Genomic DNA, 25,625 nt, shown 5'->3' on the forward strand with positions numbered 1-25,625 from the left:
CCTTTACTCCTTCTCGTTGACCTCTGGCAGCTGCCAGAAATCGAAAAAATTAAACCAGTCGAGCGGCGACAAGAGCGCGTAATGCTCCAGCCGCTGCGCATAGCGGTCGACGGTCTGCTGTAGCGCCTGCTGGCGTTCGCCGCGTGGCAGCAGCAGCGGGTCGGCAAACGGCTCGCAGTGCAGAGTCAGCTTTCCCTGCTGACAGAGGGCAAAAATCAGCACCACCGGGCAGCGCAAAATGGACGCCAGGATAAACGGCCCCTGCGGGAACGGCGCGGGCTGGCCCATAAATTCGCTCCATATCACCCGCCAGCTACCGCCGCGCTGCGGGGTGACGGCGATGCGATCGCCCACGATCGCCACCCATTCGCCGCGATCCAGCTTCTCTTTAATGAGGATCGCAGTCTCCGGGCCAATGTCGGTGACCGGCATCAGGTGAATGCCCGCCTGCGGTGCCATCTCCTCCATCACCTGCTTAAAGCGTCTGGCGTTGTCGCTGAAGACCAGCGCGTTGATGGTTTTCGCCCCTTCGCGCTGGGCCAGCGCCCGACAGGCTTCCACATCGCCAAGATGTGACGCGAGCAGCAGTTTGCCCTGAGGATCGTCGAGCCCCAGCGCCTCCTGCGCGCCTGGCGCAAAGACCAGATCGCGATGGAGTTTCATTTCGCCGCGCCAGCTGGCCACTTTGTTCAGCATGGCATGACCGAAGCGCAGGAAGTGGAAAAAACTGTTAAGCCGCGCGGGTTGCGGCATTTGCCGCTGTGCCATCACCGTTTTAACCCGCGTCAGCCACTGCTGCGACGCCTGACGCGCAGCGCGGGCGGTCAGCCAGTAGACGGCGGTAACCGGCCACAGCAGGGCGGTAAACGCCTTACGCCCCAGCAACTGCCAGACGCGCAGCATCAGGCGCATGCCCCATAATCCTCTTACCTCCTGCTGCTGCGCCCAGTGCTGTGAGCGGCGACGCATCAGCAGGGAAGGAATGCGCGGCAGCATGCCGAGAAACAGACGGGTATGCATCAACGAGATGCGCACGTTGTCTTTCAGGGCATCGAAATGGGATACCCCGTCCGGCGGATAGGTCACGCGGGTGGGCAGAAAATAGCTGGTGTTGCCCTGCCAGTAGAGGCGCACCATCACTTCGGTATCAAAATCCATTCGCCTGCCGAGTGGCGTGGTTGCTGCAAGGCGCAGAACCGGGGCTATCGGGTAAACGCGAAACCCGCACATACTGTCTTTCAGTTGCAGGGAGAGGGTTTCAATCCAGACCCAGACGTGCGTTATCCAGCGCCCGTACAGGCGCGAACGGGGGATTGAGTCATCGTAAACGGGCTGCCCGGAAATGAGCGCATCGGGATGACGCCCGGCCAGCGCCAGCAGTTTGGGAATGTCCTCGATAGCGTGCTGGCCGTCAGCGTCCACCTGAACGGCGTGGGTGAAGCCGCGATCGGCGCAGGCTTTCAGCCCCTGCATCACCGCCGCGCCTTTGCCGCTGTTTTCGGCCAGCCGCAGCAGTGTCATCTGCGGACGATCCGCCGCCAGCGCTTCAAGCGTGCGGCGCGTGGTTTCATCGCTGCCGTCGTCCACCACCAGACAGGGCAGATCGAAAGGTGCCAGGCGCGCCAGCACCGAAGCCATCATCGCCCCGTGGTTGTAGCAGGGGATCAGCACGCAGGGACGGAAGGTTACTGACATAAGCGAATCTTCCCGCTGCTGGCGGTGTGGCGCTGGTTACCCGCATGGCGCTGGTAGCTAAAGGTCAGCAACTGGCGTTCAGGCTGCCAGGCAAGGAGCAGCGTGACCGTGTTCTCCGGCAACAGCGGGGCGGCGAACTTCACGTTCTGAATACTGTGAAAACGGTAGCCCGACGCCAGCGCGGCGGCGTAATGCATCACCCAGTCCAGCTGCGCCACGCCCGGCAGCAGCGGCTGTACGGCGAAATGTCCCTTAAACCAGAGCAGGTCAGGATCAAGATAAAAGGTTATCTCCAGATGCTGTGGATCGGGCTGGAGGCGCCCGATTTCAGGGATCTTCATGAAACAACTCCTGTAGCTGCGCAGTCACGCGCTTGTTCATGCTGTTGACCGGGATTTCATCAACGATCCGCCAGTAGCGCGGTACGGCAACCGGTTCAAGCCAGGGGCGAAGGGCGCGTCGCCAGGCGAGCTCCTGCGCTGTTTTGCTCTGTTCGTGTTGCTGACGCACCGCTTCATTCAGCACCAGCAATACGCCAATGCCCTGACGCCCGCCGCGCGTCACCGTCAGCGCGGCGGCCTCGCGGATGCCGTCCAGCGCCAGCAGGCGGTGCTCAATGTCATCGAGTGAAATGCGCTTATCTTCAATTTTGACCACCCGACCACGACGCCCGACGAGGCTGAACTGCCCGTCAGCCGTGAAGTGCAGGATATCATCCAGCACGATTCCCTCCGCCTCGGGGATCAGCGGCGACGTCACGCGATCGCCGTGAAACGCCACGCCGGGAAAAGGCTGCCAGCGCGTGCTTTCCTCCTGACGGTAGCGCCAGGCCATTACGCCCGTTTCCGTGCTGCCGTATATTTCATCCGGCCAGACGTTGAGCCAGGCCTGAACCGCGGCGACCTCCTGCCAGGGCAGCGCGCCGCCGGCGGAGACGAGCAGGTTGACGGGGGGCGGCGTCAGCGACGCGTCCAGCCGCTTGAGAAACGCCGGACTGCTGATGAAAAGGTAGCGTTTATCGTCGGGAAGGGCAGAGAGCTGCTCGGCATAGTTGAGCAGGCTGGCATGCAGCGGCAGGCCGAGCGCCATGGGTAAGACAACACGAAACGTCAGGCCATACAGGTGGTGCAGCACCACGGAAGCCACGACGTGACAGCCCGCCAGACGCTCGCCAAAATGCGCCGCCAGCAGACGAGCCTCACGATCAAGGCTGACCACCGGCTTACTTACCCGCTGCGGCGTGCCGGTCGAGCCGGAGGTGTAAAGCTCGATCGTGCGCATCTCACCGATGGCAGGCAGCGGTGAAAAGGGATGGCCTGCCCGCTGCGCGGAAGCCACCCGCAGCTGTCGCCCCTGAAAATCGAGCGTGGTGTCGCTCAGGACGCCGCTGAACAGCGCCCGCTGTTCGTTAAGCTGCGCCGCCCGGCTGTGCCCGGGGAGGACCGGCGTTTTACCCGCATGCAGCGTCGCCAGCAGCGCGACAATAAACAGATAACCGTTTTCGATGCACAACGCCCAGCGTTCGCCATCTTCACGACGCAGCGTGTCGACCAGCTGAGTGACGTCGTGGCGCAGATCGCCAAGCGTCCAGAGGCGGTCGTCCTGCCAGGCGACAGGGGAGTCGTCAGGGCGGGGCGCACTGAGCCACTGGCTAAGCGGAAGAGGGTTAAGCATCGTTTTTAATCACCCGTTGTCGCACCAGCCACTCGCCAGCCATCAGCGTGCCCATCAGGAGATAGGCAATCATCCCATTCCACAGCGTCCACAGACGGATATCGGCGTGTAATACGGTAAACAGCGCGATCGCCCCGTTGATAATAAAAAAGCCGCACCAGACCTGGGTAACCCGGCGCGTGTAACGTACCCCGACGGGGGAGAGATCCGGTTCACGCAGGCGCGCCAGCCGTTCAACGACAGGCATTGCCGTCCACAGCGAACCGCCAAACACCACCAGCATCACCAGATTCACCACCACCGGATATAACAGCACCCACTGGTGCGCGTGCAGGACGTAGCTCGCCGCGCAAAGCGCTATGCCAGCCAGCGCCACGCTCACGAACAGATAACGCAGGGGGCCGCCCTGCCGACGGGCCTGGCAGACGCGCAACAGCAGCACCAGCGCCATCACGGGCAGTATCCCGTGCAGGCTATTATTCGCCAGCCCGAAGCCGATCAAAAACGGCCATGCCAGCAGCATCAGCCCCGTCAGGGCGGGAAGAACTGGAATCGAACGCACGTTACGCGTCGCGCTGAAGCTGTTCCACAACGTCCACGACGTCCTGCACCGTGCGCACCGCTTTGAAGGTTTCGGGCTTGATTTTATGGCCCGTTTTCTTTTGCAGGTGCACCACCATATCGACGGCATCAATGCTGTCGAGATCCAGATCCTCGTAAAGACGTGCCTCAGGGGTAATATCCTCCGGGGCGATTTCAAACAGCGTAATAAGAAGCGCAGAGACTTCCTGATAAATCGTTTGTTGTTCTGTCATAGCGGTCATTCTCAGGCGCGTTGTTGATGGATAAAAGCCGCGAGCGTGGCAACGGAATAGAAGTGCTGACGCATCTCGTCACTTTCGGCAGAAAGCACTACGCCGTACTGATTTTTTACCGCCAGCCCTAGCTCAAGGGCGTCGATTGAGTCCAGACCGAGGCCGTCGCCAAAGAGCGCGGCGTCTGTATCAATATCCTCTGGGGTAAGTTCTTCCAGATTCAGCGTAGAGATAATGAGATTCTTAATTTCAAGATAGAGCGCTTGCATCTTTCGTTCCTGACAAAGATTGAAGACCGGTTGTTAACTGATGCTGCATATGCCGGTTTAACTGCCTTGCTGCCAGCGCGGGTTCGTGCTGACTCGCATCATAAAAATCATGAATGTTGATGCGTTCGCGAACATCCACGGTGAAAACAGGTTTGTTGGGGGGCACGTTATACCAGCTGCTCTGTTTATCAAGCATCCGTTCGCTACAGTGGATCACCACCACGCGCACGGCGCTGTTGCAGCGAACGGCGATATTCGCCGCCCCACGTTGCAGGGTCATGGCTTCCCCCACCCGGGTGCGGGTGCCTTCAGGGAAGATAAGCAGGGTATCGCCCTGGGCCAGACGCTGCTGGCTTGCGGCAAGCAGCGTGTCGGCTTCGCTGTTAATCAGATAGTCAGCCGCGCGGATCACGCCGCTGACGAACGGGTTACGCAGCAACGCGCTTTTCACCAGACAGTCGGTTTCGTTCATCACCGACGCCAGCAGAACGTAGTCCAGCAGCGAGGGATGATTCGCAATCACCAGACAGCCCCGCTCGGCGCGCAGAACGTCCAGGTTGTTGAAACGGTAATCCAGTACCCCTGCACCGCGTACCACCGCGAGGAACAGGCGAAAACTGGCAGAAATAGTGCGGCGTGCCAGGCGGCGACGTTGAGTGCGGTCGCGCTGGAAAATCAGCAGCAGGTTAAACCACACCAGCGACAGCGTCAGCCCGCCGAGGCCGAACAGGACGAAGCACAATCCGGTCATCAGCATCCGCCATATCCGATCGAGGCGGGAACGTAACCCTCTCATTGGCGCGTCCATTGCCACAGCAGGCGCTCGCCCGGCAGGGTAAACTGGCGCTCGTCCCGCAGGTAATGGCGCAGGAACTGGAGGCTTTGCGGCAGCGCGGGCTCTTCAGGCGCGCGGTTGACGTGCGTTTCACAGCTGAGCGTATTTCCCGCCTCAATCACCAGCGCCAGCGCGTAGGGCCAGACGGGCATCTGCGGCGGCAGCCCGGCGTGATAAAAATCAGGCAGCAGACCGTCGAAATCCACCAGCAACACGCGGGAGTAGCCCGCATGCAGCAGGCTCAGCACGTCGCACAAGCTCTGCTGGAAGGTATCCATACCGGCGGAAACCGACGAAGAGACAACAGGCTGACGCGCGGCGATAGTGAGATTGCCGACCGCCGAGTTGTGTACCGACATGGCAAAATCGGTGGGGGAAACGGGCTGTTCTGCCGCCAGGGCCTGGAGAATACGGAAATTGCGCTCCAGCTCCCCATGACGGCTACTGTAGACGACGGCATCGATGCGGTGTTTGCGCAGCATCATCAGGCCAAGATCGACGGCCAGCCTGCTGCCTGAATTCAGGCGGCGGGCGGTCATCATCGGCAGATCGGTCAGTTTCGCCAGCGGTGCAGCGGGATCGATGGCGTCAGACCGGCGTGACCATGCCTGCCATTCGTCGGCATCGCTGAGTCCTGGCGCTCTTGCCTGCCAGTCGATAAGGGTAAGTGTAAATTTCATCTACGCGCGTCCGCGATAAACCTGTTTCTGTGACTTTTTCTTCGCCAGCGCGATTTGCTGCGCACATCGTACAATGTTGTCGTCGCGCTGGCGAATAAACGTCACTTTTGACCCTTTCCACCCGGTTATCCCGGCAAACGGCTTTTTGGCCGACCCGGACCCAGAAGAATGGCGAGTTTACTGCCTCCTTTCGTGGTTTCCATCCAGATTTTACAGACGCTGGTGAGCGGCACGGAGAGCAGCATGCCCACCGGACCCAGCAGCCATCCCCAGATCAGTAACGATAAAAACACCACCATCGTCGACATGCCCAGACGGTGGCCCATCATGCGCGGCTCGAGAATGTTACCCAGCACCATATGCACGACAAGGAACAGCGCCCCTACCAGCATGCACTCGTAAAAACCGTTAAACAGGAACGCCTGGATCATCGGCGGAACGGCGGAAAGCACCGCGCCGATATTGGGTACGTAGTTCAGTAAAAAGGCCAGCACGCCCCACATCAGCGCGAACTGCACGTCCAGCAGTACCAGCCCCAGCCAGACGATCACGCCGGTCCACAGGCTTAACAGCGTTTTCAGCGCCAGATATTTGGATACGCCCTTCAGCGCACGGTGCAAGCCGGCAATGTGGATCTGAGGATTGTTCAGGGCAAAACGCAGTTTATACGGCACGTGGCGCACTTCGAACAGCATAAATACCACCGTCATCACCAGCAGCAGAATGCTGGCCATTGCCCCGGAAAGCCCGGTCATCAACGTGGTGGCGTAGGTCATCACCTTCTCGGAATCCATCCGACGCAGCATCCGTTCCGGTGAGATATGCAGATTCACGAACGGCAACATGCGCTGAAGATCGACCAGCTTGCGCGTCAGCTCTTTATTGTACTGCGGCAGCATGGTGGAAAATTCGCTCAGCGAGGCGGCGAGCACGCCGAACAGCGCCGTCAGGACAACCAGCATCACCATCACCACAATGGTAATCGCGACCGGGCGGCTGATGCCCCGGCGTAAAAACCATGTCACCAGCGGGTTGAGCACAATGGCGAAAAACAGCGCCAGCAGAAGCTGAACAATGATATCCGCCGCCGCGTGGATACCCGCAAGGATAACCACCAGGCAGGCAAGTTTTAATAAAATATGAAGTCCGGCTTTGTCGGGCGGGCTGGCAGTCATAAGAATTCCTTTTTCCGGGGGGCGTGTTAATTGTAGTGCGCCGGATGGGCTTCGTCTGGCGTGTTAGTCTGAAAGTCGTGGCAAAAAAATGGCCCCCGGCGCAAGCGACGGAGGCCACGGCATCCTGGTGAACGATTACTGGATCACGAGGGTGTTAATGATGTTTTCAGCGGCGGTCTGCGCTTTCTGCTGATTGTCTGCCGGCAGGGTGATCTGCATGGTCAGCAGTTTATTGTCCACCTTGCCGAGCACCACGGAGGAGTAGGCGGTCTGGCCTTTGGCAGAGATGATGCTGTCCAGCTGTTGCAGCGTGTGGCCTTTCAGTTCAACAGACTTGTTGGTGACCACCTGAAGCTGCGGGTCGCGGCTGCGCTGCTGATCTTCCAGGCGTTTGGCCAGCACGCCAAGATCTTCGCTGGTATCGTCACCGACGATCACAATCACCGCTTTTTGGCCGGTGGCATCGGAATAGACGTGCATATTGTTCGCCTGGGTACCCAGCTTACCGCTCTGGTCGGTCATGTCCGCAGGCAGAGAGAAACTGAGTTTGCCATCCATCAGGCTCACCGGCTGACCGGTGGCGTTGCTTTCTGCTGACGCGCCCTGAGCAGGCGTTTTGGTGTCGCTGTTATCACAGGCTGCAAGGCCAACAACCAGCAGGCCAATCCCGACATATTTAACCAGATTGCGCATTGACTTCTTCCTTTCGATAAACGGCCATAACGGCTCATTCGTTCATCTTATCACAACTGATAAAGCGAACCCTTAACCTGCCTGCAATGCGGAGATTTCAGATTTATCTGCCAGCCTTTTCAGCAGCATATTCAACAGCACGCCGTACATCGGCAGGAAGAAAACCAGGCTGATAAGCACCTTAAAGGCGTAGTCCACCAGAGCGATTTCCATCCAGTGTTCTGCCATGAAGGCGTCCGGGCTGCGCCAGAAGGCGATGAAGAAGAAGGCCAGCGTATCGCTCACGTTACCGAACAGCGTGGAGGCCGTTGGTGCCATCCACCAGCGATGGTTTTGACGCAGGCGGTTAAACACGTGGACATCGAGGATCTGCCCCAGGGCATAAGCCATAAAGCTGGCGGTGGCAATACGCGCGACGAACAGGTTGAAGTGCGTCAGCGCTTCGAAGCCCTGCCAGCTGCCCATGTAAAACAGCGAGGAGATGGCGTAGGAGACAAACAGTGCCGGGATCATCACCGCAAAAATAATCCGCCGCGCCAGCGGTGCGCCAAAAATACGCACGGTTAAATCCGTCGCGAGGAAAATAAACGGGAAACTGAACGCGCCCCAGGTGGTATGGAAACCAAAAATGGAGATGGGGAGCTGTACCAGATAGTTACTGGAGATGATCACCAGCAGATGAAATAGCGAAAGCCAGAACAACGCCTTGACGCGCTGCGATTGTGTAAAGGAGTTCATATTGTACCTTTTTGATTAATATTTGGGGTGAGGGAACCCAATAAAGCCGCCGCATGATACTGCTTTGACGACACTTTGCAATGGCTAATTTTCACGCAATCGTTAACCTGGTTTGCATTGGCGATAGCGGGGCGTAAACTACAGCCGTTTTTACCTGAACGAGAAGAAAATGACCGACCTGTTTTCCAGCCCAGACCACACGCTTGATGCTCAGGGCCTCCGCTGCCCGGAGCCGGTAATGATGGTGCGCAAAACCGTGCGCAACATGCAGACCGGCGAAACGCTGCTGATCGTCGCCGACGACCCGGCTACCACCCGTGATATCCCCGGCTTTTGTACCTTTATGGAACATGAACTGGTGGCGCAGCAAACCGAGACCTTGCCGTACCGGTATTTGATTCGTAAGGGGTAAGTGCGGCCTGACGCCCGGCGGCGCTTCGCTTGCACGGGCCTACGGGTGTAGTAGGTCGGGTAAGGCGCAGCCGCCACCCGACAAGTACTCATCACAATTTCGAACCATCGTTTCAAAATTTCGCGCTTTTGTGAGGCGCTTCACTCTCCCTTTTCCAGCCGTAGTCTAATTTTTAAGCGTCAAAAACTAAAACACCGTTTTAACGCTTATCTCACTACCCTGGAGTTGACTCAATGAAAACGACCCTCAAGCCGTTACTGGCCGCGCTGTGCCTGTCTGCTTTTGCCTGCACCGTTTCTGCCCAGACCATCAAAGCCGCCGATGTGCATCCCGAAGGCTACCCGAACGTGGTGGCGGTTCAGCACATGGGTGAAAAACTCAAACAACAAACCGATGGCAAGCTGGAGATTAAGGTCTTCCCCGGCGGCGTGCTGGGGGATGAAAAGCAGATGATTGAGCAGGCGCAGATGGGGGCGATCGACATGATCCGCGTCTCTATGGCGCCGGTGGCTGCCATTCTGCCGGATATCGAAGTGTTTACGCTGCCCTACGTATTCCGCGATGAAGACCACATGCACAAGGTGATCGACGGGGATATCGGCAAGCAGATCGGCGACAAACTCACCGCCAACCCGAAATCGCGTCTGGTCTTCCTTGGCTGGATGGATTCCGGCACCCGTAACCTGATCACCAAAGAGCCGATCGTCAAACCGGACGATCTGAAAGGGAAGAAAATCCGCGTGCAGGGCAGCCCGGTGGCGCTGGCCACGCTGAAAGCGATGGGGGCGAACTCGGTGGCGATGGGCGTCAGCGAGGTTTACAGCGGCATGCAGACCGGGGTGATCGACGGCGCGGAGAACAACCCGCCAACCTTTATCGCCCACAACTATATGCCGGTCGCCAAAAACTACACGCTGAGCGGCCACTTCATCACCCCGGAAATGCTGCTCTATTCCAAAGTGAAATGGGACAAGCTCAGCGCTGACGAACAGCAAAAGATCCTGGTGCTGGCCCGCGAAGCGCAGTTCGAGCAGCGCAAGCTGTGGAATGCGTATAACGACCAGGCGCTGGCGAAAATGAAGGCCGGCGGCGTGCAGTTCCACGACATCGATAAAACGGTGTTTATCAAGGCGACAGAGCCGGTGCGCGCGCAGTATGGCGATAAGCATCAGGATCTGATGAAAGCCATCGCTGACGTCCAGTAAACCGGAGTACGTATGTCCGAACTCTACCTGAAGTGGATGGACCGTCTGTATCTGTTCGCCATGGCGGTGGCGGGTATTTCGCTGTTGGTGATGACGATTGTCATACCCATCGGCATTTTTTCACGCTATGTGCTCAATCGCGGCGAATCCTGGCCGGAGCCGATCGCCATTATCTGCATGGTGACGTTTACCTTTATCGGCGCGGCGGTGAGCTACCGCGCCGGGTCGCATATTGCGGTCAACATGCTCACCGACCGCCTGCCCGCGTCGCTGCAAAGAGTGTGCGCGCGGATGGTGGATCTGCTGATGCTGCTGATTTCAGGCCTGATGTGCTGGTACAGCTACTGGCTGTGCGTCGAGCTGTGGGAGCAGCCGGTGGCGGAGTTTCCGCTTCTGACCTCCGGCGAAAGCTATCTGCCGCTACCTGTCGGGTCGGCCATTTTGATCCTGTTTGTGCTTGAACGCCTGCTGTTTGGCTCGCAGGAAAACCGTCCGGTCGTGCTGATCGGCAATCACAGTTAAGGGGTGAACAATGGATGCGTTTGTTTTGTTATTCACCCTCGCCATTTTGCTGGCGCTGGGGATGCCGGTGGCCTTCGCCGTCGGCTTAAGCGCCGTGGCGGGCGCGCTGTGGATTGACCTGCCGCTGGAGGCGCTGATGATCCAGATCACCAGCGGGGTGAATAAATTTACCCTGCTGGCGATCCCGTTCTTCATTCTTGCCGGGGCGATCATGGCGGAAGGGGGCATTGCCCGACGGCTGGTCAACTTCGCGTACGTTTTTGTCGGCTTTATTCGCGGCGGGCTGTCGCTGGTGAACATCGTGGCATCAACGTTCTTCGGCGCGATTTCCGGCTCGTCGGTGGCGGATACGGCGTCTATCGGTAGCGTGATGATCCCGGAGATGGAGAAGAAGGGCTATCCGCGCGAATACGCGGCGGCGGTGACGGCCAGCGGGTCGGTGCAGGCGATCCTGATCCCGCCCAGCCACAACTCGGTGATTTACTCCCTGGCGGCAGGGGGAACGGTCTCCATCGCCACGCTGTTTATCGCGGGCGTGCTGCCGGGCCTGCTGCTGGGCGTGAGCCTGATGGTGCTCTGCCTGTGCTTCGCCCGCAAGCGCGGCTATCCGAAAGGGGACAAAATCCCGTTCAGGCAGGCGCTGAAAATCATGCTCGATGCTCTGTGGGGGCTGATGACGGTGGTGATTATCCTCGGCGGGATCTTGTCCGGGATATTCACGGCGACCGAATCTGCCGCCGTGGCCTGTCTTTGGGCATTCTTCGTCACCATGTTCATCTACCGCGACTACAGGTGGAGCGAACTGCCGAAGCTGATGTGCCGCACGGTGAAAACCGTCACCATCGTGATGATTTTGATTGGCTTTGCCGCGGCGTTTGGCGCGGTGATGACCTACATGCAGCTGCCGATGCGCATCACCGAATTCTTCACGTCGTTGTCCGATAACAAATACGTGATCCTCATGTACCTCAATATCATGCTGCTGCTGATTGGCACGCTGATGGACATGGCGCCGATCATCCTGATTCTGACCCCGGTGCTGCTGCCGGTGACCAACTCGCTGGGGATCGACCCGGTACATTTCGGGATGATCATGATGGTGAACCTGGGGATTGGGCTGATCACGCCGCCGGTCGGGTCGGTGCTGTTCGTGGCGAGCGCGGTGAGTAAGCAGAAGATCGAGCACGTGGTGCGGGCGATGCTGCCGTTTTACGGTATGTTGCTGGTGGTGCTGGGGATGGTGACGTACATCCCGGCGATATCATTGTGGTTGCCGGGGGTGCTAGGGATGCAGTGACGCCGTTTTATGCCGGGTGGCGGCTACGCCTTACCCGGCCTACGGTTACGGTTCGGAGATGTTGTAGGCCCGGTAAGGCGTAGCCGCCACCGGGCATTTTTACCGACGGCGCAACAGCCGCAACGCGTTCGCCGTCACCAGCACCGTCGCCCCCGTATCCGCCAGTACCGCCAGCCACAGTCCGGTCATGCCGAGCAGCGTGGTGACCAGGAAAATCCCCTTCAGACCCAGCGCAATGCTGATGTTCTGCCGAATATTGGCCCGCGTCGCTCGCGCAAGATCTATCATCTGCGCCAGCCCGGTCAGGCGGTTGTGGGTCAGCGCCGCATCCGCCGTCTCCAGCGCCACATCGGTGCCGCTGCCCATCGCAATGCCGATGGTGGAAGCCTTCATTGCCGGGGCATCGTTTATCCCGTCCCCGACCATCGCCAGCGGGGCATGACCGTTCAGCTCGGTTACCGCGCTGACTTTATCCGCAGGCAACAATCCGGCCTTAAACTCCAGCCCCAGCTCGCCGGCAATCGCCGCCGCCGCGCGCGGGTTATCACCGGTCAGGATCACGCCCTGTACCCCCAGCCTGTGCAGCGCGTCGACGGCGTCTTTCGCATCGTCACGCAGGGTGTCGCGCAGCGCCAGCATGCCCATCGGTACACCGTCCTGCATCACGGCAACGACCGTCTGCCCGGCCTGCTCTAATGTCTCAACCTGTGGATTCGGGAACGCGCCTGCCGCGGCGATCAGCACTTTTTTGCCTTCGACCACAGCCTCAATCCCCGACCCGACCAGCGCTCGCTGGGCCGTTGCCGGAGGGATGTTCAGCCCGCGCCCCTTCGCTTCACGCACAATCGCCTGCGCCAGAGGGTGGGTGGAGCCCTGTTCAACGGCGGCGGCCAGTATAAGCAACTCGTCTTCACTGATGTCCTGCGGATACACGCCGGTCACCTGCGGCTTGCCGACGGTCAGCGTGCCGGTTTTATCGAAGGCGATGTGCTGAATCTGGCTCAGCTGTTCCAGCGCCGCGCCGCCCTTAATCAGCGCCCCGCGACGTGCCGCCGCCGCCAGCCCTGAGGTAATCGCCGCCGGGGTGGAGATCACCAGCGCACACGGACAGCCGATCAGCAGCAGCGTCAGCCCTTTGTAAATCCAGCCCTCCCACGGCGCGCCGAAGAACAGCGGCGGGACGACGGTGACCAGCAGCGCCACCAGCATGATGGCGGGGGTGTAAATCCGGCTGAAGCGATCGATAAAGCGTTCTACCGGCGCGCGGCGCTCCTCGGCTTCTTCTATCAGCCTGAGGATGCGGTCGATGGCGCTGTCGCCCGGTTCGGAAAGGACCGTCAGCAGCACCAGTCGGTCGACGCTGGTGGCGCCCGCAGGCACCTTTTCACCTGCCGCGCGCGCTACCGGGATGGATTCCCCGGTCAGGGCGCTTTCGTCAAAGCTCGCGGTGGCGGTAATGAGGGCCCCATCGGCTGGCAGACGTCCGCCTGCGGGCACTTCAATCACGTCGCCCGGGCGCAGGGTATTGATGGCGACCGTTTCACGCTGACCACGAATAACCCGCGTGGCGGTTTCCGGCTTCAGCGCCATCAGCGCGCTCACCCCTTTACGCGCCCGGCTCGCCGCCCAGCCCTCAAGGCGTTCGCCAATTAAGAACAGCAGCAGCACCATCGCCGCTTCCGCCGTCGCGCCAATAAACAGCGCCCCGATAGCCGCCACGCTCATCAGCGTTTCGATGGCAAACCAGCTGCCGCTTCTCATCAGACGCAGCGCCTGACGCGCAATCGGGAACAGGCCAACCAGCGTGGTGGCGATAAACGCCAGGTTGCCGAACGGGTGGTTGATTTGCTCCAGCCCCCAGCTCAGGGCCATCATGATGATGAGGGTAATGAGCGGCAGATTTTCTTTTAGCGGGGACGTTTTTTCTGCGGGCGCCGTTTCGCTGCGCAGGGTATAACCCGCTTTGCTGACGGCGGCTTCAACCTGTCTGCTGACGTCGTTTTCGGCGCTGACCAGCAGCTTTTCGGTAGCGAACAGCACCTGAACGTGTTTCACACCCGGCACCTGCTTCACCGCATTTTCCACTTTGCGGGCGCAGGCCGCGCAGTCCATGCCGTTGACCACCCAGCTATAGTGATTGCCGTTTTCAGGCAGCGCTTCGGTCCGGGTTTCGCACGCGCCCTCGCAGCAGCAGTCCTCTTTTGGCGGAACCGGGCTGAGCTTAAGTGCCGAGAATTGGGGAACTTTTTTAGGTATTTCTGGAGTCGACATGGCAGTCTCCGGTAATGATAATTTTCTCATTAACCGCAGCATACACTCTGGAGTCGACTCCAGAGTCAAGCGTTATTTAGATATACAGCGAACGCACAATCAGGAAGTGTCCGGCAAAGTAACAGGCGGCGGAAATCGCATTATCCGCACGGAAGCGGCGGCGATAGTGGCTGCCCAGCCAGACGATATTACCCAACAGCAACAGTGCGGCACCAAAGAACGCAGACATTGCCGGAGCGGTCGGACGGAAGAACCACAGCTCGCCCGCCAGCCACACCATCACCAGCGTCATGGCGATAAACGTACAGACCGGGAGACGCATCTCTTCCAGACGCGACCAGATCACCGCGATCAGCAGGGCGCCAATCACCAGCAGCACCAGCGGCAGCGGCCAGAAGAAGGAGAGCGTCATCTGGCTGGCAAAGTAGATGGTATAGAGCAGATGCGACAGGAAGAACGCCCCCACGGCGTACAGCAGGCGCTGGCGCGGCAGCAGGGTTAAGGCATCGCCAATCAGGGAAGCACACAGCCCCGCGAGGACAAGATAGCTAACGGCGTTAAACATCGGGGCCTGCCAGGCAAGCAACAGCAGGAGTAATAGCGTGACGGGTTTAAACAACCAGCGCTGCCAGGCTGGGCCACGGTAGGACGCATCGACGTATAGCCATGCGGAAAAACAGACAGCGATAAATGACCAAAGCATATTAACTCCCTGTAACTGTTGAGGCTGAATGATCAGTTCCTGATCCAGTGTAGTGACGCGAGCGGGCGTTTGGCAATGCCGGGGCAGGCGAGGTATCCTGAATTCCGCATAATCTGATGGGATTTTTCAATGAGCAAGATGCCGCTGTTTTTCATTATCGTGGTGGCGATTATCGTCATTGCCGCCTCGTTTCGCTTCGTGCAGCAGCGCCGTGAGAAGGCCGACAATGACGCCGCGCCGCTGATGCAAAAGCGCGTGGTGGTGACGAACAAGCGTGAGAAGCCGCTTAACGACCGCCGCTCCCGCCAGCAGCAGGTGACGCCAGCGGGCACAACGATGCGCTATGAAGCGAGCTTTAAGCCGGAAACCGGCGGGCTGGAGATGACCTTCCGCCTGGAGGCGCAGCAGTACCACCAGCTGACGGTGGGGGAGAAAGGCACGCTGAGTTACAAAGGGTCGCGGTTTGAAGGATTTGAACCGGAGCTGTAGTTTTCCCCTCACCCCGGCCCTCTCCCAAGGGGAGAGGGTGTAATCGTCCCCTCTCCCCTTGGGAGAGGGTTAGGGTGAGGGGCCTACTTCTTCACCAGCGCCTTAAACTTCTTCATCCACACCAGCAGCTCAAACACGCCGAAAATAAACACCCGCAGCTGCTGCCAGCCGGTCATCGGTGGGCCATCTTTCGGCAGACCGTTTTTCAGCATCACCATCTGCAAGGCATGCATGAAAGCGGTAAAAATCAGCGCCACGTTAATAAAGATATTCAGCGGACGCGGGAACGGGTGCACCAGATTCAAAATCAAAAATGCCCAGACGCCCAGCATCAGCACGCGCCCTACGTTAATCAGTACTGGCATCGGATCCTCCTTGTGCCTGACGGTGATACAGACGATAAGCCACCTGGCCGGCGACCTTCTCGCGGTGCAGATCCCAGTGAACGGGAACGGGCGGCAGGCCATTTTCCACTTCGCTTTCAACGTAAATCAGCGCGTCGTCTGCCAGCCAGCCATTTTTTTCCAGCAACGATAATGTCTCTTCCAGCAGCCCTTTACGGAACGGCGGGTCAACAAACACCACGTTGAACGGCGTCCCCTGTTGGGCGAGGAAGCTCAGCGTGTTGGTATTCACCACTTTCGCGTTGGTTGCCTTCAGCGTAGCCAGATTTTGCTGCAATGTCTGCGCGACGCCGCGCTCCATCTCCAGCAGCGTGGCGCTGGCGGCATAACGCGACAGCGCTTCCAGCCCCAATGCACCGCTTCCGGCGAAGCAGTCCAGGCAGTTGGCGTCTACCATAGACGGGGCGAGCCAGTTAAACAGCGTCTCGCGAACGCGGTCCGTGGTGGGGCGTAAACCGGGGCTGTCCGGCACCGGTAATTTCCGGCCTCGCCACTGACCGCCGATAATGCGAATTTGACCGGCCGGGGCGCGGGTGGGTTTCTTCATCTCAGGAAAGCTCTGTTAACCATTGCCCTGCGATTGCGGGCGGTGATGTCAATTAAGTAAAGTGTTAGACTATTTCATCATTTTTTTAGCTTCCCTGTATATAGCGCCGCGAGGAGTGTAGTCGCAGATGGCAAAACAAAAAAAACGTGGCTTCTTTTCCTGGTTGGGTTTCGGTGAAAAAGAGCAAGAAACAGAACAGAAAACCGAAGAACAGCAGGTTGTAGAAGAGCCGTCACAGCCTGAAACGCCTGTCGAAACCGCTGCGGTTGTCGAAGCGGAAGAGCCAGCCCACAGCAAAGAAGAGATTGAATCCTTTGCCGAAGAGGTGGTTGAGGTTACTGAACAGGTTCAGGAGAGCGAAAAACCAGAGCCGGTTATCGTAGAAACCCTTAACGAAGCGCCGCAGGCCACTATCGAACACGAAGAGCTGCCGCTGCCGGAAGAGGTGAAAGCTGAAGAGGTTTCTGCCGAAGAGTGGCAGGCCGAAGCGGAAACCGTTGAAATTGTTGAGGCGGTGGAAGAAGAAGCGGCCCTTGAGCCAGAGCTGACCGACGAAGAGCTGGAAGCCCAGGCGCTGGCGGCGGAAGCGGCTGAAGAAGCGGTCATCGTCGTGCCGGTGGAAGCGCAGGCCGAAGAAGAGATCGTTCAGGAGCAAGAAAAACCGACCAAAGAAGGTTTCTTCGCGCGCCTGAAGCGCAGCCTGCTCAAAACCAAAGAAAATTTAGGTTCCGGATTTATCAGTCTGTTCCGCGGCAAAAAGATCGACGACGATCTGTTTGAGGAGCTGGAAGAGCAGCTGCTGATTGCGGACGTGGGCGTGGAAACCACCCGGAAGATCATCGCCAACCTGACCGAAGGGGCGAGCCGCAAACAGCTGCGTGACGCCGAGGCGCTGTACGGCCTGCTGAAAGACGAGATGGGTGAAATTCTCGCAAAAGTTGACGAACCGCTTAATATTGAAGGCAAAATGCCGTTTGTTATCCTGATGGTTGGCGTCAACGGCGTGGGCAAAACCACCACCATCGGCAAGCTGGCGCGCCAGTTTGAGCAGCAGGGCAAATCGGTGATGCTGGCGGCGGGCGATACCTTCCGTGCGGCAGCGGTGGAACAGCTTCAGGTGTGGGGCCAGCGCAACAATATTCCGGTTATTGCTCAGCACACCGGCGCGGATTCCGCGTCCGTGATTTTCGATGCCATCCAGGCGGCGAAGTCGCGTAACGTGGACGTGCTGATTGCGGATACCGCAGGGCGTTTGCAGAACAAATCGCACCTGATGGAAGAGCTGAAGAAAATCGTTCGCGTCATGAAGAAGCTGGACGAAGATGCACCGCATGAAATTATGCTGACTATCGACGCCAGCACCGGACAGAACGCCATCAGCCAGGCGAAACTGTTCCATGAAGCGGTAGGACTGACCGGGATCGCGCTGACCAAGCTGGACGGGACCGCGAAAGGCGGGGTGATCTTCTCCGTGGCCGACCAGTTCGGCATTCCTATCCGTTACATCGGTGTGGGCGAGCGTATTGAGGATTTACGTCCGTTTAAAGCGGACGACTTTATTGAGGCACTATTTGCCCGAGAGGACTAACAATGATTCGCTTTGAACACGTCAGCAAGGCCTATCTCGGCGGGAGACAAGCGCTACAGGGGGTGACATTCCACCTCCAGCCAGGCGAGATGGCATTCCTGACCGGCCATTCCGGCGCGGGGAAAAGTACCCTGCTCAAGCTGATCTGTGGGATCGAGCGGCCAAGCGCCGGGAAAATCTGGTTCAGCGGCCATGAAATTAGCCGTCTTAAGAACCGTGAAGTGCCGTTCCTGCGTCGTCAGATTGGCATGATTTTCCAGGATCACCACCTGCTGATGGATCGCACGGTTTTCGATAACGTCGCGATCCCGCTGATTATTGCTGGCGCCAGTTACGATGATATCCGCCGTCGCGTTTCGGCGGCGCTGGATAAGGTCGGGCTGCTGGACAAAGCGAAGAACTTCCCGATCCAGCTCTCCGGCGGTGAGCAGCAGCGCGTGGGTATCGCCCGCGCGGTAGTGAACAAGCCTGCCGTTTTGCTGGCGGATGAACCGACCGGTAACCTGGACGATGCCCTCTCTGAAGGGATCCTGCGTCTGTTTGAGGAATTTAACCGCGTGGGGGTCACGGTACTGATGGCGACGCACGACATGGGGCTGATCTCCCGCCGTTCGTACCGCATGCTGACCCTGAGCGACGGGCATTTGCACGGAGGCCACGGTGAATAAGCGTGATGCAATGAACCAGATTCGGCAGTTCAGCAACCGGTTTGACCGTTTCCGCAAGCCTCAGGGCGGCGGGGACGGCAATCGCAATGCGCCTAAGCGTGCCAAAGCGGCACCGAAACCGAACTCCCGCAAAACCAACGTCTTTAACGAGCAGGTGCGGTACGCCTTCCAGGGCGCGTTGCAGGATCTGAAAAGCAAACCGCTGGCGACGTTCCTGACGGTGATGGTGATTGCCATCTCCCTGACGCTGCCCAGCGTCTGCTACATGGTTTACAAAAACGTAAACCAGGCGGCGTCCCAGTACTATCCGTCGCCGCAGATCACCGTTTATCTGGATAAAGCCCTCGACGATAACGCGGCGGCTCAGGTGGTGGGGCAGATTCAGGCCGAGCAGGGCGTGGAGAAGGTGAACTATCTTTCCCGCGATGAAGCGCTGGGTGAGTTCCGCAACTGGTCCGGATTCGGCGGCGCGCTGGATATGCTTGAAGAGAACCCGCTGCCCGCGGTGGCGGTGGTGATCCCGAAACTCGATTTCCAGGGCACGGATTCGCTCAACACCCTGCGCGACCGCATTACCCGCATTAACGGGATTGATGAAGTGCGCATGGACGACAGCTGGTTTGCCCGTCTTGCCGCCCTGACCGGGCTGGTAGGACGCGTGTCGGCGATGATCGGCGTGCTGATGGTGGCGGCGGTGTTCCTCGTCATCGGTAATAGCGTGCGCCTGAGCATCTTCGCCCGTCGCGATACCATCAACGTGCAGAAACTGATTGGCGCAACGGATGGTTTCATCCTCCGCCCATTCCTTTACGGCGGCGCGTTATTAGGTTTTTCTGGTGCATTTCTTTCATTGATATTGTCAGAAATTTTGGTGATGCGGCTGTCGTCTGCCGTGACTGAAGTGGCGCAGGTTTTCGGAACTAAGTTTGATATCAGTGGCTTAGGGTTCGATGAGTGCCTGCTGTTGCTGCTGGTGTGCTCCATGATCGGCTGGGTGGCGGCATGGCTGGCAACGGTTCAACATTTACGCCACTTTACTCCCGACTAATAAAAGCGTGATATAATCTTTCCCTGCACCGAGATGTTCGCTTGCAGGGAAAGCGTCCCTGTTGTCACTTCCCCTGTAATCATCTTCATGTCACATTTTGTGCGTAATTTATTCACTGTTGCACCTGGAACTTGTGGATAAAATCACTGTCTGATAAAAGAGTGAATGCTAATCTCGTTGCTCAAACGCTTTGGCATGGTTGTTGCCTGACGGGGACAACCTGGACCAGAAGAAACATTGAGAGGAATGAATGACCAAAGAAATGCAAACTTTAGCTTTAGCCCCTGTTGGTAACCTGGAATCTTACATCCGGGCTGCGAACACCTGGCCGATGTTAACGGCTGAGGAAGAAAAGGAGCTTGCTGAAAAGCTGCATTACCAGGGCGATCTGGAAGCAGCTAAAACGCTGATCCTGTCTCACCTGCGCTTTGTTGTTCACGTTGCTCGTAATTATGCGGGCTACGGCCTGCCGCAGGCGGACCTGATTCAGGAAGGTAACATTGGCCTGATGAAGGCGGTACGTCGCTTTAACCCGGAAGTGGGTGTGCGACTCGTCTCCTTCGCCGTGCACTGGATCAAAGCGGAAATTCACGAATACGTCCTGCGTAACTGGCGTATTGTGAAAGTCGCCACGACGAAAGCGCAGCGCAAACTGTTCTTCAACCTGCGTAAAACCAAGCAGCGTCTGGGCTGGTTCAATCAGGATGAAGTGGAAATGGTGGCGCGCGAGCTGGGCGTTTCCAGCAAAGACGTCCGCGAGATGGAATCCCGTATGGCCGCGCAGGACATGACGTTTGATATGTCTGCCGACGATGACGCGTCCGACAGCCAGCCGATGGCCCCGGTTCTGTATCTACAGGATAAAACCTCTAACTTTGCTGACGGCATTGAAGAGGATAACTGGGAAGACCAGGCGGCGAACAAGCTGACCTTCGCGATGGAAGGCCTCGACGAGCGTAGCCAGGATATTATTCGTGCCCGCTGGCTGGACGAAGATAACAAGTCCACGTTGCAGGAACTGGCCGACCGCTACGGCGTCTCTGCTGAACGTGTGCGTCAGCTTGAGAAAAACGCCATGAAAAAACTTCGCGCCGCTATCGAAGCGTAATTTCCGCGAAGTACACCGAGAACCCTCGAATGCAAATTCGGGGGTTTTGTTTTTTTAGCGCCCGCTCTGGCGAATTTCTTCCCCCTGGCAAACACTTACTGATGCGCTAAGCAGGCGACTTTCAGAGGGTGACAGGGTGAAAAATAACGAACTGAACGACCGGCGTTTACAGGCGACGCCGCGCGGTATCGGCGTCATGTGTAACTTCTATGCCGATAAAGCCGAAAACGCCACGGTGTGGGACGTGGAAGGTAACGAGTATATTGATTTTGCCGCCGGGATCGCCGTGCTGAATACCGGGCATCGCCATCCTAAAGTTATCGCCGCCATCGAAAAACAGCTTCACGCCTTTACCCATACCGCTTATCAAATCGTCCCCTATGAAGGTTATGTGGCGCTTGCCGAGCGCATCAACCAGCGCGTACCCATAGAGGGGCCAGCCAAAACCGCCTTCTTCTCAACGGGGGCGGAAGCGGTCGAAAACGCGGTGAAAATCGCCCGCGCGTACACCAGACGTCCCGGCCTTATCACCTTCGGCGGCGCGTTCCACGGCCGTACCTTTATGACCATGGCGATGACCGGCAAAGTGGCGCCCTATAAGCTCGGCTTCGGCCCGTTCCCCGGCTCGGTGTACCACGCGCAATTCCCCAACAGCCTGCACGGGGTTAGTACCGCCGAAGCGCTAAAAAGCCTGGAGCGCATCTTCAAAGCCGATATCGCGCCCGATCAGGTGGCGGCAATCATTATTGAACCGGTTCAGGGCGAGGGCGGGTTCAACGTCGCGCCCGCTGATTTTATGCAGGCGCTGCGTGCCCTGTGCGATACCCACGGGATTTTACTGATTGCCGACGAAGTGCAAACCGGCTTCGCCCGTACCGGCAAGCTGTTCTCCATGGAAAACCACTGCGTGAAGCCCGATCTGATCACCATGGCGAAAAGCCTGGCGGGCGGGATGCCGCTCTCTGCCGTCTCTGGCCGGGCGGAGGTGATGGATGCGCCCGCCCCGGGCGGGCTGGGCGGAACCTACGCGGGTAACCCGCTGGCGATTGCGGCGGCCCATGCGGTGCTGGATGTGATTGACGAGGACGATCTCTGCACCCGCGCGGCGCATCTCGGGCATCATCTGGTCGAGGTGCTGAATAAAGCGAAGGATGGCTGTCCGTATATCGCCGATATCCGTGGGCAGGGCTCGATGGTGGCGGTAGAATTTACCGATCCGCAAACCGGACAGCCGTCGCCCGAATTTACCCGTCAGGTTCAGGAGCGCGCGTTGAACGAAGGGCTGCTGCTTTTGAGCTGCGGCGTTTACGGCAACGTTATTCGCTTCCTCTACCCGCTCACCATCCCCGAAGCGCAGTTCCGTAAAGCGCTGGATATTATTTCCGCCTCGCTGACACGATAAAGCCAAAAGCCCGGCTGAAATAACGGTCGGGCTTATCATATTTTCATTTCAAATTAGCTATTCCAAAATCATAAAAATGGGGTATGTTTTAGCAGAGTATGCTGAAAAAGCGCGAGCAGCACGCCTATAACTGAAATAAAGCGCTACACAACAACATCACAACAATCGTTATAACCATAATAATGGGGAATCTCAGGATGAACATGAAGGGTAAAGCGTTACTGGCAGGATGTATCGCGTTGGCATTCAGCACTATGGCGCAGGCCGATATTAAAGTGGCCGTGGTGGGCGCGATGTCCGGTCCGGTAGCACAGTACGGCGACCAGGAATTTACCGGCGCGGAACAGGCGGTTGCAGACATTAATGCTAAGGGCGGCATCAAGGGCGAAAAGCTGCAAATCGTAAAATATGACGATGCCTGTGACCCGAAACAGGCGGTCGCGGTGGCGAACAAAGTGGTAAACGACGGGATCAAATACGTTATCGGTCACCTGTGCTCCTCTTCCACCCAGCCCGCGTCTGACATCTACGAAGACGAAGGCATTCTGATGATCACGCCGGCCGCGACGGCGCCAGAGCTGACCGCGCGCGGCTATAAGCTGATCCTGCGTACCACCGGTCTGGACTCCGATCAGGGGCCAACCGCCGCGAAATACATCGTGGAAAAAGTGAAGCCGCAGCGCATCGCGATTGTTCATGACAAACAGCAGTACGGCGAAGGCCTGGCCCGTGCGGTGCAGGATAACCTGAAAAAAGCGAACGCCAACGTGGTGTTCTTTGACGGTATCACCGCCGGTGAGAAAGACTTCTCGACCCTGGTCGCGCGTCTGAAGAAAGAAAATATCGATTTCGTTTACTACGGCGGCTACCACCCGGAAATGGGGCAGATCCTGCGCCAGGCGCGTGCGGCGGGTCTGAAGACGCAGTTCATGGGGCCAGAAGGTGTCGCGAACGTTTCCCTGTCTAATATCGCGGGTGAATCCGCTGAAGGGCTGCTGGTGACCAAACCGAAGAACTACGACCAGGTGCCTGCGAACAAACCTGTTGTCGATGCCATCAAGGCGAAGAAACAGGATCCAAGCGGTGCGTTCGTCTGGACCACCTACGCAGCGTTGCAGTCTCTGCAAGCGGGCCTGAACCAGTCAGCCGATCCGGCGGAGATTGCCACCTGGCTGAAAGCGAACTCGGTGGAAACCGTGATGGGGCCGCTGTCCTGGGATGAGAAGGGCGATTTGAAGGGCTTCGAGTTCGGCGTGTTTGACTGGCATGCCAACGGCACGGCGACTGACGCAAAATAAACGTAAAAAGGCAACGCAAGTTGCCTTTTTTAATGTTTTCTCCCTCTCCCCGTGGGAGAGGGCCGGGGTGAGGGCATCAGCCCGCTCAGCCCTCTTTTGCCCGGTGGCGCTTCGCTTGCCGGGCCTACAATGAGCACCTCGCAGCCGCCACCCGGCTTTCTTTTAGCGCTTCTCCCACCCGTTCGCCTGCGCCGTAAACCCTAACGCCTGCATAAACGCCGCCATCACGCCGCGATCCTCTACGCCCACGTCGGCCATCCACCAGGAGGTTACGCTCGGGTTTTCGCGGATCACCTCTTCAATCAAATACTGCCCGACCCCGCGACGACGGGTCACGTCGCGCACGCGCAGGGAGTCCAGCGCCCCTTCCGTGCCGCTCAGCGTTACGCGGACGGCGGCCAGCAGACGTTCATTAAAACGCGCGGCATAGATGCGGTGGTTTTCATCGACGGCCAGCGATGAAGGGGAATATTCCGGCCAGATCTTGCCCAGGTCGATACGATCCTGGTCGCTAAAGGTCACCAGACGCACGATAGTCAGTTTCATTAGCTGCTTGTCCAAATCAAAAAGAGTAGGGCCAGTGTACTCAATTTATTTGCTCAGGCGCTTTCTCTTTTTCTTCCCATTTACCAGGTGATTAGTTTTTTGGCAGCGCGATGGGCAGTTTGAAAACACATGGATCGAAAAATAAGCAGAATTTTAACCTGAAGGGCAGTGATTTATTCGGCGCTTTGTACCGTTATTTTATGCTGCAAACCGCGCTTTTATTTGTTTATCTCCGCCTGATTTCAGAATATTATCTTTGCTTAATCGCCTGAAAAATAGAGATTTTAGTCTGGTTTTTGACAAAAAACTGCGCTAAACCATTAAAGGCACTGGTAAAAATAGCGTTGTTCATAAAAAGTACAGAATGCTTTTTAACCATAATAAAACAAAATATAAACATGACATCACGAATGGGGATTCAGAGATGAAAAGGAACGCGAAGACGTTAATCGCGGGGATGGTCGCACTGTCGATCTCGCATGCCGCTATGGCAGACGACATTAAAGTTGCGGTAGTGGGGGCGATGTCCGGCCCTGTTGCCCAGTGGGGTGACATGGAGTTCAACGGCGCGCGTCAGGCCATCAAAGATATCAACGCCAAAGGCGGCATCAAAGGCGACAAGCTGGTAGGCGTGGAGTATGACGACGCCTGCGATCCTAAACAGGCCGTCGCGGTCGCCAACAAAATCGTTAACGACGGTATCCAGTACGTCATCGGGCACCTGTGTTCTTCCTCCACGCAGCCTGCGTCTGATATCTACGAAGACGAAGGCATTCTGATGATCACCCCGGGTGCCACCAACCCGGAACTGACCCAGCGCGGCTACCAGCACATCATGCGTACCGCCGGTCTGGACTCCTCTCAGGGGCCAACCGCCGCCAAATACATCCTCGAAACCGTTAAGCCGCAGCGTATCGCCATCATTCATGATAAGCAGCAGTATGGCGAAGGCCTGGCGCGTTCCGTACAGGACGGCCTGAAAAAAGGCGGGGCGAATATCGTCTTCTTCGACGGCATTACCGCCGGTGAGAAAGACTTCTCCGCGCTGATCGCCCGCCTGCAAAAAGAGAACATCGACTTTGTTTACTACGGCGGCTACTACCCGGAAATGGGGCAGATGCTGCGCCAGGCGCGCGCCACCGGCCTGAAAACCCAGTTTATGGGGCCTGAGGGCGTCGGTAATGCCTCCCTGTCCAACATCGCGGGCGATTCTGCCGAAGGCATGCTGGTGACGATGCCAAAACGCTATGACCAGGATCCGGCGAATAAGGCTATCGTGGATGCGCTCAAGGCGCAGAAGAAAGATCCGAGCGGTCCGTACGTCTGGATCACCTACGCGGCCGTGCAGTCTCTGGCCACCGCGCTGGACCGTACCGGCAGTAAAGAGCCGCTGGATCTGGTGAAAGATTTAAAAGCACACGGGGCGAACACCGTGATTGGGCCGCTGAACTGGGATGAGAAAGGCGATCTGAAGGGATTTGAGTTTGGTGTCTTTAAGTGGCACGCCGACGGGTCTTCCTCGGTCGCCAAATAATCATCCCAC

Annotated in this window: 28 protein-coding genes; 12 read left to right on the forward strand and 16 right to left on the reverse strand. The window is 58.0% G+C overall.

Going from position 1 to position 25,625, the window contains the following annotated elements; genetic code table 11:
- Positions 1–3 precede the first annotated feature (3 nt).
- The 11 genes from O1722_RS01315 to O1722_RS01365 form a co-directional block, all read right to left on the reverse strand.
- The gene (locus tag O1722_RS01315; RefSeq protein ID WP_033488081.1) at positions 4–1,695 is read right to left on the reverse strand and encodes a glycosyltransferase family 2 protein; all 1,692 of its coding nucleotides are present in this window, start codon (positions 1,693–1,695) and stop codon (positions 4–6) included.
- Positions 1,686–2,036 carry an ApeI family dehydratase gene (locus tag O1722_RS01320; protein WP_033488080.1) on the reverse strand — a complete coding sequence of 117 codons (351 nt, stop codon included), beginning with the start codon at positions 2,034–2,036 and terminating at the stop codon, positions 1,686–1,688. The genes O1722_RS01315 and O1722_RS01320 overlap by 10 nt, the downstream gene beginning before the upstream one ends.
- The gene (locus tag O1722_RS01325) at positions 2,023–3,369 is read right to left on the reverse strand and encodes a class I adenylate-forming enzyme family protein (protein WP_033488079.1); all 1,347 of its coding nucleotides are present in this window, start codon (positions 3,367–3,369) and stop codon (positions 2,023–2,025) included. Before O1722_RS01325 ends, O1722_RS01320 begins: the two co-directional genes overlap by 14 nt.
- On the reverse strand, positions 3,362–3,961 hold the full coding sequence (locus tag O1722_RS01330; protein ID WP_045907611.1) for a COG4648 family protein: 600 nt from the start codon (positions 3,959–3,961) through the stop codon (positions 3,362–3,364). Before O1722_RS01330 ends, O1722_RS01325 begins: the two co-directional genes overlap by 8 nt.
- Positions 3,933–4,184 carry an acyl carrier protein gene (locus O1722_RS01335; RefSeq protein WP_003861262.1) on the reverse strand — a complete coding sequence of 84 codons (252 nt, stop codon included), beginning with the start codon at positions 4,182–4,184 and terminating at the stop codon, positions 3,933–3,935. Before O1722_RS01335 ends, O1722_RS01330 begins: the two co-directional genes overlap by 29 nt.
- A gap of 11 nt (positions 4,185–4,195) precedes the next feature.
- On the reverse strand, positions 4,196–4,453 hold the full coding sequence (locus O1722_RS01340) for a phosphopantetheine-binding protein (protein WP_003861263.1): 258 nt from the start codon (positions 4,451–4,453) through the stop codon (positions 4,196–4,198).
- On the reverse strand, positions 4,434–5,249 hold the full coding sequence (locus O1722_RS01345; protein WP_023304568.1) for a lysophospholipid acyltransferase family protein: 816 nt from the start codon (positions 5,247–5,249) through the stop codon (positions 4,434–4,436). The genes O1722_RS01340 and O1722_RS01345 overlap by 20 nt, the downstream gene beginning before the upstream one ends.
- Positions 5,246–5,968, reverse strand: coding sequence for a beta-ketoacyl synthase chain length factor (locus O1722_RS01350; RefSeq protein WP_015571484.1), 723 nt, complete (start codon positions 5,966–5,968; stop codon positions 5,246–5,248). The genes O1722_RS01345 and O1722_RS01350 overlap by 4 nt, the downstream gene beginning before the upstream one ends.
- Before the next feature lie 125 nt (positions 5,969–6,093).
- Complete coding sequence (locus O1722_RS01355; protein ID WP_003861270.1) at positions 6,094–7,143, reverse strand: AI-2E family transporter; 1,050 nt, start codon at positions 7,141–7,143, stop codon at positions 6,094–6,096.
- Between the two features lie 135 nt (positions 7,144–7,278).
- Positions 7,279–7,836, reverse strand: coding sequence for a DcrB family lipoprotein (locus O1722_RS01360; protein ID WP_003861272.1), 558 nt, complete (start codon positions 7,834–7,836; stop codon positions 7,279–7,281).
- 72 nt (positions 7,837–7,908) lie between these two features.
- Positions 7,909–8,574: a 7-cyano-7-deazaguanine/7-aminomethyl-7-deazaguanine transporter gene (locus O1722_RS01365; protein ID WP_003861274.1), complete on the reverse strand. Its 666-nt coding sequence runs from the start codon at positions 8,572–8,574 to the stop codon at positions 7,909–7,911.
- Positions 8,575–8,743: 169 nt separating this feature from the next.
- Here O1722_RS01365 and tusA point away from each other — a divergent pair, with 169 nt between their 5' ends.
- From tusA to O1722_RS01385, 4 genes are all read left to right on the forward strand, one after another.
- Entirely contained in the window at positions 8,744–8,986 is a 243-nt protein-coding gene (tusA, locus tag O1722_RS01370; protein WP_017693840.1) for a sulfurtransferase TusA, read from the forward strand.
- Positions 8,987–9,219: 233 nt separating this feature from the next.
- Positions 9,220–10,191: a TRAP transporter substrate-binding protein gene (locus O1722_RS01375; protein WP_015571483.1), complete on the forward strand. Its 972-nt coding sequence runs from the start codon at positions 9,220–9,222 to the stop codon at positions 10,189–10,191.
- 12 nt (positions 10,192–10,203) lie between these two features.
- Complete coding sequence (locus O1722_RS01380; RefSeq protein ID WP_015571482.1) at positions 10,204–10,713, forward strand: TRAP transporter small permease; 510 nt, start codon at positions 10,204–10,206, stop codon at positions 10,711–10,713.
- 10 nt (positions 10,714–10,723) lie between these two features.
- The gene (locus O1722_RS01385) at positions 10,724–12,010 is read left to right on the forward strand and encodes a TRAP transporter large permease (RefSeq protein WP_033488077.1); all 1,287 of its coding nucleotides are present in this window, start codon (positions 10,724–10,726) and stop codon (positions 12,008–12,010) included.
- A gap of 99 nt (positions 12,011–12,109) precedes the next feature.
- Here O1722_RS01385 and zntA read toward each other — a convergent pair whose 3' ends face one another.
- Positions 12,110–14,281, reverse strand: coding sequence for a Zn(II)/Cd(II)/Pb(II) translocating P-type ATPase ZntA (gene zntA / locus O1722_RS01390; RefSeq protein WP_033488076.1), 2,172 nt, complete (start codon positions 14,279–14,281; stop codon positions 12,110–12,112).
- Between the two features lie 76 nt (positions 14,282–14,357).
- A complete protein-coding gene (locus O1722_RS01395; protein ID WP_003861515.1) occupies positions 14,358–14,984 on the reverse strand; it encodes a lysoplasmalogenase in 627 nt (208 codons plus the stop codon).
- 129 nt (positions 14,985–15,113) lie between these two features.
- On the opposite strand from O1722_RS01395, the gene O1722_RS01400 reads away from it, so the two are divergent.
- Positions 15,114–15,473 (forward strand): DUF2500 domain-containing protein, encoded by a 360-nt coding sequence (locus O1722_RS01400; RefSeq protein ID WP_017384123.1) that lies wholly within the window; start codon positions 15,114–15,116, stop codon positions 15,471–15,473.
- Positions 15,474–15,556: 83 nt separating this feature from the next.
- On the opposite strand, the gene O1722_RS01405 is transcribed toward O1722_RS01400, so the two are convergent.
- Positions 15,557–15,838 (reverse strand): DUF1145 family protein, encoded by a 282-nt coding sequence (locus tag O1722_RS01405; RefSeq protein WP_033488075.1) that lies wholly within the window; start codon positions 15,836–15,838, stop codon positions 15,557–15,559.
- Entirely contained in the window at positions 15,822–16,424 is a 603-nt protein-coding gene (gene rsmD, locus O1722_RS01410; protein WP_015571477.1) for a 16S rRNA (guanine(966)-N(2))-methyltransferase, read from the reverse strand. The genes O1722_RS01405 and rsmD overlap by 17 nt, the downstream gene beginning before the upstream one ends.
- 127 nt (positions 16,425–16,551) lie before the next feature.
- On the opposite strand from rsmD, the gene ftsY reads away from it, so the two are divergent.
- The 6 genes from ftsY (at position 16,552) to livJ (ending at position 23,536) form a co-directional block, all read left to right on the forward strand.
- Entirely contained in the window at positions 16,552–18,012 is a 1,461-nt protein-coding gene (gene ftsY, locus O1722_RS01415; protein WP_015571476.1) for a signal recognition particle-docking protein FtsY, read from the forward strand.
- Between the two features lie 2 nt (positions 18,013–18,014).
- Positions 18,015–18,680, forward strand: a complete 666-nt coding sequence (gene ftsE, locus O1722_RS01420) for a cell division ATP-binding protein FtsE (RefSeq protein WP_006812284.1) — start codon at positions 18,015–18,017, stop codon at positions 18,678–18,680.
- Entirely contained in the window at positions 18,673–19,728 is a 1,056-nt protein-coding gene (gene ftsX, locus O1722_RS01425) for a permease-like cell division protein FtsX (protein ID WP_017384126.1), read from the forward strand. The genes ftsE and ftsX overlap by 8 nt, the downstream gene beginning before the upstream one ends.
- Positions 19,729–19,978: 250 nt before the next feature.
- Positions 19,979–20,836 (forward strand): RNA polymerase sigma factor RpoH, encoded by an 858-nt coding sequence (rpoH, locus tag O1722_RS01430; protein WP_000159624.1) that lies wholly within the window; start codon positions 19,979–19,981, stop codon positions 20,834–20,836.
- A 136-nt stretch (positions 20,837–20,972) separates the two neighbouring features.
- A complete protein-coding gene (locus O1722_RS01435; RefSeq protein WP_017384127.1) occupies positions 20,973–22,238 on the forward strand; it encodes a 4-aminobutyrate--2-oxoglutarate transaminase in 1,266 nt (421 codons plus the stop codon).
- A 197-nt stretch (positions 22,239–22,435) separates the two neighbouring features.
- Positions 22,436–23,536 (forward strand): branched chain amino acid ABC transporter substrate-binding protein LivJ, encoded by a 1,101-nt coding sequence (gene livJ / locus O1722_RS01440; RefSeq protein ID WP_015571474.1) that lies wholly within the window; start codon positions 22,436–22,438, stop codon positions 23,534–23,536.
- A gap of 162 nt (positions 23,537–23,698) precedes the next feature.
- Here the strand turns inward: livJ and panM are convergent, their stop codons facing one another.
- Positions 23,699–24,082 carry an aspartate 1-decarboxylase autocleavage activator PanM gene (gene panM, locus O1722_RS01445; RefSeq protein ID WP_015571473.1) on the reverse strand — a complete coding sequence of 128 codons (384 nt, stop codon included), beginning with the start codon at positions 24,080–24,082 and terminating at the stop codon, positions 23,699–23,701.
- A 424-nt stretch (positions 24,083–24,506) separates the two neighbouring features.
- On the opposite strand from panM, the gene livK reads away from it, so the two are divergent.
- A complete protein-coding gene (gene livK / locus O1722_RS01450; protein WP_023295547.1) occupies positions 24,507–25,616 on the forward strand; it encodes a high-affinity branched-chain amino acid ABC transporter substrate-binding protein LivK in 1,110 nt (369 codons plus the stop codon).
- Positions 25,617–25,625: the final 9 nt, after the last annotated feature.

The sequence above is a fragment of the Enterobacter cloacae complex sp. HYC003_NIDB genome (assembly GCF_056673375.1).